We start from the raw sequence: 11,713 nt of genomic DNA, 5'->3' as shown, positions 1-11,713 counted from the left end.
CGCCGCCAAATGTCCTTTTTGGACGAGCAGCGGCTCAGCCATCACCTGTTCCGAGCATGAAGGGTGGCCAGGCGTCGGCTGACGCGGTCGGCGTCGGTGGCACGGTGCTGGGCTTGGAACATCAGCAGAGCTTGCCGCCAGACCAATCGGGCTTGCTCGTGATTGCCGAGCGCGAGGTGTGCGTGGGCCAGCCCGTCGAGGATCTCGGCCTCGAAGTTGGTGTGGCCCAGGTCGCGACACAGGCTGTGGGCCCGCTGGTAGTAGTCCAAGGCGTCGGCGTGGTGGCCGGTGTGGCGGGCGATGTAGCCCAGACTGTCCAGGGTGGCTACGACGCCGAGGGGGAAGTGGTGGCGTTGGAGCAGGTCCAGCGCGGCTTCGCAGTGCTCGCGGGCCTGATCGTGGTCGCCGCTCAATGCCGCACTCCAGCCCATCATGTTCAGCACGTCGCCTTGCCAGGCGGGCAGGTCGAGTGTCCGGAACAGCTCCAGTGCGGCGGATTCGTGCCGTAGCGACTGCTGGTAGTTCCCCTGCCGGTCACAGACCCATGCGAGGTACCGGTGGGCATGGCCCTGGCCGTGCGGGTCGTTGGCCTGCTGGGCCACGGCCAAGGCACGGCGCAGGTGGTTCAGTCCTTCATCGTGTTGGCCGAGCAGCGAGTGGACCCGGCCCAGGCCTCGGTGGGCGAGACTGCGCGCGACGGGGTCGGCGAGATGGTCGGCCGAGGCCAGCGCGGCTGACCACGCGGCGAGAAAGTCGCGGCTGTGCCCCTGTTGCCAGAGGAAGTCGTTGAACCCCCAAGCGAGCTGCCACGCCTGCCGGTGCCAGTGGCGCTCGGCGGCGAGTCGTTGCGTGGCGAGCAGATTGGGGTGCTCGGCGCCGAACCATTCGAGGGCTGCCGCGCGGTCGGGCAGCGGGTGAGGGTGGCACCCGGACGCGGGGACACCGAGCTCGATCGGCTGGCGGTGGGGGTCGAGCAGCCGGCCGCCGGTGAAGGCGGTGTGCAGGTAGAAGTCGACCAGCCGGCGAAGCGCCGCCTCCTGGACCGGCGCGGGCAGATCGCGGCGGGCTTGGTCGGCGGCGAAGAGCTTGACCAGGTCATGCATGCGGTAGCGCCCGGGCGCGTACCGCTGGATGAGCGACACTCGTTCCAGCGCTCGCAACACCTCGCCGGCCTGCTCATCGGACAGGTTCGCGACGCAGGCGGCCGCCGACAGGCTGATGTCGGGTCCGGGGGCCAGCCCCAGCAACGCGAACACCTCGGCCTGATCGGGGGTGAGCGCGTCGTGGGTCCAGGACAGGGCGGCGCGCACGCTGGCAGCGGGGTCGCCGGTGTCCAACGCCCCGAGGCGGGCCCCGCGGTCGCGCAGCTCGCCGGCCAGCTCGGCCAGCGGAACGTCGGGCTGCAGGGCGGCGCGAGCGGCGGTCACGGCCAGCGCCAGCGGCAAACCGGCGCAGCGGGCCAGTAGCTCGGTGACCGCGTCGGGCTCGGCGAGTAGCCGGTCTGGTCCGAGGCGCCGGGCCACAAGCTGCCAGGCGTCGGTGTCGTCCAGCGCGTCCAGCGGCAGTGCTGTGGCGCCGTGGCCGGTGATCAGGCCGGCGAGCCGGTCGCGGCTGGTGACGATCACCGCGTGGGTGTCCCCGCCGGGCAGCAGGGGGAGGACCTGGTCGGTGTCGCGGGCGTTGTCCAGCACCACCAGCATCCGCCGTCCCGCCATCACCTCCCGGTAGAGCGCGGTCTGGGCCGGTAGGCCGATGGGGATCGCTGCGGGCGGGACGCCGAGGGCGTCGAGGAACCCGCGCACCGCTTCTTCGGGTGGCATCGGCCTGCCGGTGGGGCTGTAGCCGCGCAGATCGACGAACAACTGCCCGTCGGGGAATCGGGCGGCGTTGTCGTGTGCCCACCGAACGGCCAGCCAGGTCTTGCCGAATCCGCCCCCACCGCCGATCGCCGACACCACCACCGTCCCGCCCGGCCCGGCGGTGCGGAAGGTCCTGTCCAGTGCGGTCAGTTCGTCTCTGCGGCCTACGAACATCGCGGACCGGACGGGAAGCTGAACGGGGGGACCTGGATCCGCTGCCATCGTCGTGTCACCGCCGGCTGCGGCGAGCAGTCCCCGCCGCTGGTCCGGCTCCAGTCCCAGCGCGTCGGCCAGCTCGCACACGGTGTCCAGGCGAGGGTTGGTCCGTTGTCCGGCTTCCAACCCGCTGATGGAGCGAACGGACACGCCGGAGCGCTCGGCCAGATGCTGCTGTGTCATGCCCGCCGCACGCCGTAGCTGTCGCAGCAGCTCGCCGAACCCGCCGGCCACGCCCACCCCCCTCGTCAACGGCACTGGACTCTATCGCGCTGATCAAGCCACATGTGGCCAGTCGGCGTCCTGTCTCACCACCGACTCGGCGGCCAGGATCGAGAAGGGCCTGACCAGGTGCGGTGCTCGCGGCTGGGGACGAGGCCGACCACGGAAGGTGGGAACTTGTCGTGAAGGTATGCCGCTACTGGGTCACGTCGAGGCTGACGGTGGCTGTCGTCGCCGCCACGATGGCGATGGCCGCGCCGGCACACGCGTCACCGGCCGACGATCACGCCGATACCCAGGCACTGCTCACCGGCTACCAACTCAGCATGGGGCCGGGCGCGGCCATCCACGCGGGCAACCGCACCAGCTCATGGGATCTGCACAGCGGGACCGCGTCCACAGCGGTCAAGCGGGACATCGGGGCCAATGACCAGTTCCGCATCGGCAGCCAGACCAAGACGTTCACCGCGGTCGTGGTGCTGCAGCTGGTCGACGAGGGCAAGGTCGACCTGGACGCTCCGATCGAGCGGTATCTGCCGGGCGTGGTCGACGGCAACGGTTACGACGGCACGAAGATCTCCGTGCGCCAGATCCTGCAACACACCAGCGGCATCCCCGACAAGTGGGGCGCTCCCGACGACAACCCGGACGGCACCTACAGCCTGCGTGAGTTGGTCCGTGCCGCGCTGGCCGGCAACCGGCCACTGTTCGCGCCGGGCACCAGCTGGACGTATTCCAATATCAACTACCTGGTGGCAGGCCTGCTGATCGAGAAGATCACCGGCAAGGCGGCTGGGGACGCGATCACCGCCCGGATCATCCAGCCGCTCGGCCTGGCTCGGACCGCCTATCCCCGCGGCGGCGACCGGGCGCTCGCCAAGCCGTACGTGCCGGGCTACCTCGGGGCACGAGTGGGCCCCTTCTTCGTCTGGAGCGAAACCACCGAGGGAGTGGAGCTGACCCTGTACGCCACGTCCGGCGCCATGGCCTCGACAGAACGGGACCTGGCCACGTTCGACCAGGCACTGGCCGACGGCAGGCTCGTTTCACCGGCGATGCTGACCCAGATGCGCTCGACGGTGTCCATGCCCGGATGGCCGGACAATCTGGGCTACGGTCTCGGGCTGTTTCGGCTCGACCTGAGCTGCGGCGGGCACGCGTGGGGGCACGGCGGTGACCTCAAGACCGGTCACTCGTCCGCGACTTTCGCCACTGACGACGGCAGGCATGCCGCTCTGATGACCAACGGCATCGCCATGGTGACCGTCAACCCGGCTGGGCCGACGCGGTACCAGGTGATCGACTCGGCGTTGTGCGGCACTCCGGCGACTTAGACCGCGCCAGGAAGGGTGTGGCGCGCGACACAGCGGCCGCATGTCACGAACGCGCGCGCCACATCCATCTGGTGGTCATCGAAAAGCCGATGAGGAAGGCGACATGATGACCACGGAGACAGGCACCCACGTTGTGGTTCTCGGTGCGGGGTATGCGGGGCTGGGAGCGGCCATTCAGCTCGCGGTCAGGACCAAGCGTCGCGATGACGTGCGCGTGACGCTGGTCAACGCGCAAGAACGGTTCACCGAGCGGCTGCGGCTGCCGATGACGGCCACCGGGCAGGAGGTCGCCGAGCTAAACGTCCCGGAGATGCTGGCGGGCACGGGCGTCGAGTTCGTGCGGGGCTGGGTCACCGCGGTGGACGCGGACGCCAAGACGGTGCGTGTCGATGATGACCGCGTTCTGGCTTACGACAAGCTTGTGTACGGGCTGGGGAGCGCGGCGGACACGTCGGCGGTGCCGGGCGCCGAGGAGCACGCCTACAGCCTCAGCGGCGGCCAAGACGCGCTTTCGCTGGCGGGCAGGCTGAAGCGGCTCGAAAGCGGCACGGTGGTGGTCGCGGGGAGTGGGCTTACCGGGATCGAGTCGGCCGCGGAGATCGCTGAGCGGTACCCGGCGCTGGAGGTCGTGCTGCTGGGCAGGCAGGAGCCGGGCGCGAGCATGAATGCCAAGGCCAAGGCGTACCTGCGTGCCGCGCTTGATCGGCTGGGCGTTCGGGTCCGGGCCGGGGCCGAGGTCGTGAAGGTGCTGCCGGATGCGGTCGAGCTGGCAGGCGGGGAACTCGTCGCCGCCGACGCGGTGTTGTGGACGAGCGGGACGCGGGTGTCGCCACTGGCCGCTGCCGCCGGGCTGACCGTCGACGAGCGGGGGCGTGTCGTCACCGATGGCGCGTTGCGGTCGGTTTCGCATCCTGACGTTTATGCCGTCGGGGATGCTGCTGCGATCCGGCAGGGCTACGGCGTCATGCATGGGACCTGCCAGAGCGGGATGCCGACCGGGGTGCACGCGGCGCTGTCGATCGATCGGGTGCTGAAAGGCAAGCGGCCCAAGGATTTCCGGTTCGGGTACTACCACACGCCGGTGAGCCTGGGCCGGGGCGACGCTGTGGTGCAGTTCACCCATCCCGATGACAGCGCGCGGCGGATTTACCTGACCGGGCGACTCGCCGTCAGGTACAAGGAGACCGTGACAGCCGCACCGTGGCCGGCCTTCGGCCGGATGAAGAAGATGCCAGCCTCGGGCGCGATCTGGCCGCGTGGCGGCCGTTTCACGCGATGAGCGCGGACGAGCAGGTCTTCCACGAGCACCGGCGCCTGCTGTTCTCCGTGGCGTACCGCGTACTCGGGACCGCTGCCGACGCCGAGGACGTTGTGCAGGACTCGTGGCTCAAGTGGTCGGCGGCCGACCGGTCGCAGGTGCTCGACCCCAAGGCGTACCTGACGCGGATCGTGTCCAACCTCGCGCTGGAACGGCTGCGCTCCACCCGGCATCAGCGCGAGACCTATGCGGGGCCGTGGCTGCCGGAGCCCATCCTCACCGGCGGAGACGCTTCCGACGCCGCCGTGGACGCCGAGTCGGTGTCGATGGCCATGCTCGTGGTGCTGGAGACGCTCAGCCCGCTCGAACGCGCGGTGTTCGTGCTGAAGGAGGTCTTCGGGTTCGGCTACGCGGAGATCGGCGAGGCGGTGGACCGCTCCGAGGCCGCGGTGCGCCAGGTCGGGCACCGCGCCCGCGCGCACGTGCGGGCGCAGCGGCCGCGGTTCACCGCGGACCGGACGAGCCGCGAGCAGGCCACCCGGCGGTTCTTCGCCGCCGCGACCGGCGGTGACGTCAACGCGTTGCTGGAACTGCTGTCGCCGGACGTGACACTGTGGACGGACGGCGGCGGCAAGGTGCGCCAGGCGCTGCGCCCGGTCGTCGGAGCGTCCACAGTGGCCTCGTGGTTCGCGGCCATGGGCAGCGTCACGTACCAAGGTGTCGAGCCCGCCGACATGAAGGCCGAGCTGGCCGAGATCAACGGCGCGCCCGGCATCGTGTTCAGCGGGCCGGACCGGGTGATCGCCACCGTCACGTTCGACTTCGACGCAGACGGCCGCATCGTGGCGATCCACAACGTCGCCAATCCCGACAAGCTCCGCGCCGTCGCCGAGGGCACCGTCTACTGACTGAAGAGCGCCTTCAGGATGGTGGGGAGGAAGGCCCGTTCGAGCGTGCCGGGCGGAAGTTCGGCGGGCTCGACGTAGGACTGGGCGAGCGCGCCTTCGCGGATCGCGATTAGCAGGCGGGCGAGCTGGTCGAGGTCGACCTTGGCGCTCGGGCCGAGCGTCGTCTCGAGCACCTGGACCAGCTCGGCGCGGAGTTTCGCGTCGTGCTCGGCCAGGCGTTTCGCCGCGGCGGGGTTGCGGATCGCGTAGAGGGTGAACTCGGTGGTGACCAGGTACCAGGCGCGCTCGTCGTCGTCGATCCGCGAGACGCGGTCGACGAATTCGGCGACCGTCAGGTGCTCGCCGGTGAGCGCGGCGATCCGGTCGAGCGTGGCCGCCGCGTGCCGGTCGAACAACGCGAAGAAGAGCTCGTCCTTGCTGGTGAAGTTCGAGTAGAAGGCGCCATGGGTGTAGCCGGCGCGGCGGCAGATCTCGGGGATCGTCGCGGCGTGGAAGCCCAGCTCGGCGAAGCCTTCGAAGGCCGCGTCCAGCAGGCGGGCCAGCGTCTCGGGGCGGCGCTTGGTGGTTCCCTTCGGCATGACGGGTCTCCTTCTCGGCCTTGACACGCGCTCCCGGCGCGGCTCAGGATACAACCACCAATCGGATTGGCTGACCAATCGTAAGTGGGGTTCGCGCGATGACGACGACCGAGATGTCCACCTTGCCCGCCGAAATGGTCGCCGCCCTGGCGTCCGCGATCGGGCCGATGCCCGAGAACGCCCAGCTGCCGGTGCCGCCGACCTTCGAGTCGGTCGAAGACGAGCGGCAGTACCGCAAGGAGCAGCTGGCCGCGGGCTTCCGGCTGTTCGGCCGCTTCGGCTTCTCGGAAGGCGTCGCCGGGCACATCACGGTGCGCGACCCGGAGCACCCGGAGTGGTTCTGGGTCAACCCGTTCGGCATGAGCTTCAACCAGATCAAGGCTTCCGACCTCATTTTGGTCGACCACGACGGCAACGTGAAACACGGCAACCGTCCCGTGAACCGCGCGGCGTTCGTCATCCACGCCCAGGTCCACCAAGCCCGCCCCGACGCGCTGGCCGCCGCGCATTCGCACTCGCTGTACGGAAAAGCCTTCTCCAGCCTGGGCATCCCGCTCGCTCCGATCACCCAGGACGCGTGCGCGTTCTTCGAGGACCAGGGCCTCTACACGGATTACCGCGGCATCGTCAGCGATGTCGAGGAAGGCAAGCGCATCGGCGAGGCGCTCGGCCCCCACAAGGCGGTCATCCTGCAGAACCACGGCCTGCTCACCGTCGGCCAGACGGTCGCGGAAGCGGTGTGGTGGTTCATCACCATGGAGCGCTCCTGCCAGGCTCAGCTGCTGGCCATGGCGGCGGGCACCCCCAAGCTCATCGACCGCGACGTCGCACTCCAAAGCCGCGCCCAGCTCGGCAGCCCGCTGGCAGGCTGGTTCCAGGCGCGGCCGCTGTGGGACCAGATCACGCTCTCCGACCCCGATCTGTTCGACTGAGCGGAATGCACGTCCGCCAAGACGGGCAGGCCGAAGGTTCCGCGGTGGTGCTGCTGCACGGTTTCGGTTCGTCACTGCACTGGTTCGGCGAGGTCGCGGCCGGGCTCGCACCCGGCCACCGGGTCATCCGCGTCGACCTGCTCGGCCACGGCCGCACCGGCGGCGGCGCCCAAGGCCTGGACGCCGAATCCCAGGCGTGTGCCGTGGCGGGGGCGTTGGCCGAGCTGGAGGTCACCGAAGCCTGCGTGGTCGGCCATTCCTTCGGCGCGGACGTGGCGCTCGCACTGGCGCGGCGCTGGCCTGGCGTCGCCAGCCTGGTCATCCTCGGCCAGGCCCCGGATTACAGCTACGCCAAGTTCCCGCCCGGCGCGTTCCTGCCCGCCACGGCGGCAATGATGGGGTTCCTCCATCGGCTCAGCCCATGGCGGTCGTCCCTGTCCGAGATGCACCCCGGCATGTACCGGGTCGTACTGGCCGACCGCCGTGCGCGCCTGGCCGCCCACCCCCTCGACGTCCAGCTCCGTGACCTCGGCCTCCCGGCGCTGGCGATCCTCGGCGGCCGCGACCGGATCTACCCCTGCGCCCCCACGGCCGCCCGCTACCGGGCGGCGGGCGCACGGGTGGCGATCATCGAGGACGCGGGCCACTCACTGCACGTCGAGCGCCCAAGGGAGGTCGCCGAACTGATCCGCGAACTGCTCTGCTAAGTTTTCTCCCGCACCAAGGAAGTTCCTGAGCCCCCGTCGTCTAGCGGCCTAGGACGCCGGCCTCTCACGCCGGTAGCGTGGGTTCGAATCCCATCGGGGGTACCCGGTCCGAAACGCCTGCTCAGTGAGCAGGCGTTTTTTGTGTTCGAGGCATGACTTCGGTGATCCGCTCCGCCACGGCGGCGATGAGAGCCTCCCTCACTCAACCCAAGTCGATCGGGCCGTCGTCGGTGGCCCGGCCGCACGCATCTAACGTCCACAAAGGACTCAAGCGGCCGAATTTCGCCCCCGCGATGTCGCATTTGCCTGCTTTGTGGGGTGGGGTGAACGGAATGAACGGGGCGTATGTGTCGCTCAGCGTTGCGAACGCCCCGTTCGCAACGTTGAACCACTCGTGCGGCGCCCGTTGAGCAACGGGCTTGACCACTCTGCCCGACCCTTAACTACCCGACCCGCTGTGAGCGCTCTTGGCCTGTCGGGGGTGCGCGCAACATCCACACAAATGCCACTGACTATCTTGGTCAGTGGCATTTGTGTTTTCGGTTTTCAGCGGCTGAAAACGGCCGCGTTGTCGTGTGCCCAGTCGGCGAAGGTGAGCGCGGGCCTGCCCAGCAGGTCTTCCACGGTGCTGGTCGTGGGGCCGGGGCGATCGCTGTAGTCGGCCAGTGAGCCGAGCAGGCGGGCGGGGACCTCCTCGGGCAGTCCTTGCGCGAGCATGCCCTGCCGTACCTGCTCGGGCGGGAGTTCCTGGAAAGACAGCGTCCGGTCGATGGCGGCGCCGATGAGCCGCACCTTCTCGTACTGATCCACTGAGTGCGGACCGGTCAGCGTGTGCACGGACCCCGCGTGAGCGCCGCCGAGGAGTGCTTGTGCGGCGACCGCGGCGATGTCGGCTTCGTGGATCGGCGAGGTGGCGGCTCGGCCGTACGCGCCGCGCACCACGTCACCGGCCTTGATCTGGGGCGCCCATGCCACCGCGTTGGCGGCGAAGTCGGCCAGGCGCAGGACCGTCCACTCCAGACCTGAGCGCATGACGAGTGCCTCGGCGAGCTTGAACTGGGCGGCGAAGCGCGCCTCCCCCGCCGGGAACTCCACGGTGGTGGCCGAGAGCAACACCACTCGCCGCACGCCTTGTTCGGCGGCCAGCTTCAGCAGCTCGCGAAGGCCGGGACCGGTGGCGCGCGGGCTGATCTGCAGCGCCTTGACGCCTTCCAAGGCCGCCTTGATCCACTGTGGACGAAAGAGGTCGCCGGTGACGACTTTCGCGTTTTCGGGAAAACTGGTCCGGTCGAGTCCTCGAGTGACCGCGGTGACGGCATTGCCGTCGCGCCGCAGCACATTCAGCACCTGACGTCCCACGACGCCGTTGGCTCCGGTGAGCAGAATCATGATGGTCGTTCCTTTCTCGCTCGATGTCACACGGTGATCGCGAGGGGCTTTTCGGTCAGATTGATGCGACGGCGGCGGGCCGGGAGCATCGAGGTCGGGTGGGAAACGCTCCAAGCGGCGGCCTTGCAGATCATTTCCTTGAGGCGTGCGGCGGGCTTTCCGGTGACCGCGGACGGTTTGGGCCGGTCGTCGGGGGTCACCCACTGCACGATCGCGTCCCGGCGGCCGAGGCTGACGCACTGGGCGGTGTAGCCGATCTTGTTGCCGGGGATCTTGCCTCCGGTCAGGCGGGCGGCGATGGCGTCGGCGGCCTGGTAAGCCGAGGGGACACCCGAGGCGCAGGACATCCGCAGCGGGGCGCCGCTCGCGCCGGGTGCGAGCGCGGCGTCACCGACGGCGTAGACGTCGGGATGCGAGACCGACCGCATCGTGTCGTCGACGACGATCCGCCCTGTCTCGGACACCCGCAGCGTCGTGGCCGCCGCGAGGGGATGGACGGCGAAGCCCGCTGTCCAGACGGTCACCTGTGCCGCGATCGCGCGGCCGTCGGCGGTGACCGCGCCGGTCGGCTCGACGGCCGCGATGTCGGTGCGCTCGTGCACGGTGATGCCGAGCCGGTCGAAAGCCTTGCGCAGGTGGAGCCGGGCCTTCTCGCTCAGCCAGTCGCCGAGGCCCGCGCGGGCGGCGAGTGATACCTCGAGGTCAGGCCGGGCTTCGGCGATCTCGGTGGCGGTTTCGATACCGGTGAGGCCGCCACCGACGACGAGCACGGTGCCGCCCGCGTCGAGACCGGCCAGGCGGTCACGCAGCCGCAGCGCGGACTGCTTGCCCGCGAGGTCGTGGGCGTGCTCGGCCACGCCGGGAACGCCGCAGTCCGCGGCGGTGCTGCCGAGTGCGTAGACGAGCGTGTCGTAGACGATCTCGCCACCGCCGTCGATGCCGACGGTCTTGCGTTCGGCGTCGACGGCGGTGACCCGTGCCTGCCGTACCCGCACGCCCGTGCCCCTGAAGACCTCGGTCAGCGTGCGGGGCTTCAGGTGCTGGCCGCTCGCGAGCTGGTGCATGCGGACGCGCTCGACGAACTCGCTGTCTGCGTTGACGACGGTGATCTCGGTGCCGGCGGGGTGCAGCCGCTTGGCCAGGCGCGCGGCGGCGTTGGCGCCGGCGTATCCGGCCCCGAGAACGACGATCTGGTGCTTCATGGTCTCGCTCCTGTCTGGCTGGTGTCGCTTCCTGAACCGGACAGCGGCGCGAAACCTGACAGCGGTGAGCAGTGATCCAGGTCACCACTCGAAGACCAGTGGTTCCCCCTGTCCTGACGTGGCCCACTGGCGCGCGGCGCGTTCGAGCTTGGCGGGATTCACCTGTGCGTGAACGGCGGCGATGCCGTCGGTGGTCACGTCCAGCGAGACGATGCCCGCGATCCGGTCCTCGACCACCAACACCAGCGCGGGCACACCGTTGGCGACCGAGGCGAACAGGACCGGACGGCCGCCGATCAGCTCCCATTTGGCCGCGCTGGGTTCGAACAGCCCGCGCAGGAACCTCGCCACCCGCAGCGCACCGGTGACCGGCCGCGGCAGCGAGAAGAGCACGCCGCCACCGTCGCCCACGCTGATCGCGTCGTCGGTCAGCATCTTCACGAGTGAGTCGGTCCTGCCGCTGAGTGCCGCGGCGAGGAATTCCTCGATGATCTTGCGTGCGGCGGCCGCGTCGACCGCCACCCGGCGCCGGTCGGCGGCCAGGTGCTGCTTGGCGCGCCGGTAGATCTGCTGGCAGTTGGACTCGGTGAGGTCGAGCGACTCGGCGATCTCGCCGTGGGAGTGACCGAACGCCTCGCGCAGCACGTACACCACGCGTTCCTTGGCCGACAGCCGTTCCATGAGCGTGAGCATCGCGATCGAGACCGACTCACGCTGCTCGACGGTGTCCTCCGGGCCGAGCATCCGGTCACCGGCGAAGACCGGTTCGGGCAGCCACTGGCCCACGTAGGTCTCCCGCCTCGCCCGCGCCGAGGTGAGCCGGTTGAGGCAGAGGTTGGTGAGCACCTTCGTCAGCCACGCCTCAGGCGTCTCGATGAGCCCCCGGTCGGCGGACTGCCAGCGCAGGAACGTGTCCTGTACGGCGTCCTCGGCGTCGGTGGCCGACCCCAGCAGGCGGTAGGCGATCGCCTCCAGCCGCGGCCTGGCTCCCTCGAACACCTCGACCTCGTGCGCGCCCACCAGCATGGTCCCCAGTTAACCATCGCGTGCCGTAGCTCCACATCGACAGGATGAGGCGACCGGTCGTGACGCGGAGGCGGCGAGTCAG

Annotated in this window: 10 protein-coding genes and 1 tRNA gene; 6 read left to right on the top strand and 5 right to left on the bottom strand. The window is 69.8% G+C overall.

Annotation, left to right across the window (positions count from 1 at the left end; all coding sequences use genetic code 11):
• Nucleotides 1-41: 41 nt before the first annotated feature.
• Nucleotides 42-2,309 (bottom strand): ATP-binding protein, encoded by a 2,268-nt coding sequence (locus tag ACFV15_RS21130; protein WP_378352196.1) that lies wholly within the window; start codon nt 2,307-2,309, stop codon nt 42-44.
• A 170-nt stretch (nt 2,310-2,479) separates the two neighbouring features.
• On the opposite strand from ACFV15_RS21130, the gene ACFV15_RS21125 reads away from it, so the two are divergent.
• The 3 genes from ACFV15_RS21125 to ACFV15_RS21115 all read left to right on the top strand — a co-directional run bounded on the left by ACFV15_RS21125 (nt 2,480) and on the right by ACFV15_RS21115 (nt 5,797).
• Nucleotides 2,480-3,631, top strand: coding sequence for a serine hydrolase domain-containing protein (locus ACFV15_RS21125; RefSeq protein WP_378352195.1), 1,152 nt, complete (start codon nt 2,480-2,482; stop codon nt 3,629-3,631).
• A gap of 106 nt (nt 3,632-3,737) precedes the next feature.
• A complete protein-coding gene (locus tag ACFV15_RS21120) occupies nt 3,738-4,910 on the top strand; it encodes an NAD(P)/FAD-dependent oxidoreductase (protein ID WP_378352194.1) in 1,173 nt (390 codons plus the stop codon).
• Nucleotides 4,907-5,797 carry an RNA polymerase sigma-70 factor gene (locus ACFV15_RS21115; RefSeq protein WP_378352193.1) on the top strand — a complete coding sequence of 297 codons (891 nt, stop codon included), beginning with the start codon at nt 4,907-4,909 and terminating at the stop codon, nt 5,795-5,797. Before ACFV15_RS21120 ends, ACFV15_RS21115 begins: the two co-directional genes overlap by 4 nt.
• On the opposite strand, the gene ACFV15_RS21110 is transcribed toward ACFV15_RS21115, so the two are convergent.
• On the bottom strand, nt 5,791-6,375 hold the full coding sequence (locus ACFV15_RS21110) for a TetR/AcrR family transcriptional regulator (protein WP_378352192.1): 585 nt from the start codon (nt 6,373-6,375) through the stop codon (nt 5,791-5,793). The genes ACFV15_RS21115 and ACFV15_RS21110 overlap by 7 nt on opposite strands.
• Before the next feature lie 98 nt (nt 6,376-6,473).
• Between ACFV15_RS21110 and ACFV15_RS21105 the strand changes: the two genes are divergently transcribed.
• The 3 genes from ACFV15_RS21105 (at nt 6,474) to ACFV15_RS21095 (ending at nt 8,116) form a co-directional block, all read left to right on the top strand.
• Nucleotides 6,474-7,307, top strand: a complete 834-nt coding sequence (locus ACFV15_RS21105; RefSeq protein ID WP_378352191.1) for a class II aldolase/adducin family protein — start codon at nt 6,474-6,476, stop codon at nt 7,305-7,307.
• 5 nt (nt 7,308-7,312) lie between these two features.
• The gene (locus ACFV15_RS21100; RefSeq protein ID WP_378352190.1) at nt 7,313-8,014 is read left to right on the top strand and encodes an alpha/beta fold hydrolase; all 702 of its coding nucleotides are present in this window, start codon (nt 7,313-7,315) and stop codon (nt 8,012-8,014) included.
• A 29-nt stretch (nt 8,015-8,043) separates the two neighbouring features.
• Nucleotides 8,044-8,116: transfer RNA gene (locus tag ACFV15_RS21095), tRNA-Glu, on the top strand.
• A gap of 444 nt (nt 8,117-8,560) precedes the next feature.
• On the opposite strand, the gene ACFV15_RS21090 is transcribed toward ACFV15_RS21095, so the two are convergent.
• The 3 genes from ACFV15_RS21090 to sigJ form a co-directional block, all read right to left on the bottom strand.
• A complete protein-coding gene (locus tag ACFV15_RS21090) occupies nt 8,561-9,403 on the bottom strand; it encodes an NAD(P)H-binding protein (RefSeq protein WP_378352189.1) in 843 nt (280 codons plus the stop codon).
• 26 nt (nt 9,404-9,429) lie between these two features.
• Nucleotides 9,430-10,605: an NAD(P)/FAD-dependent oxidoreductase gene (locus ACFV15_RS21085; protein WP_378352188.1), complete on the bottom strand. Its 1,176-nt coding sequence runs from the start codon at nt 10,603-10,605 to the stop codon at nt 9,430-9,432.
• A gap of 81 nt (nt 10,606-10,686) precedes the next feature.
• A complete protein-coding gene (gene sigJ, locus ACFV15_RS21080; RefSeq protein WP_378352187.1) occupies nt 10,687-11,631 on the bottom strand; it encodes an RNA polymerase sigma factor SigJ in 945 nt (314 codons plus the stop codon).
• Nucleotides 11,632-11,713 lie beyond the last annotated feature (82 nt).

This window comes from Amycolatopsis sp. NPDC059657 (assembly GCF_042734395.1).
GTDB lineage: Bacteria > Actinomycetota > Actinomycetes > Mycobacteriales > Pseudonocardiaceae > Amycolatopsis.
This window is presented reverse-complemented; position numbering and strand designations above follow the sequence as displayed.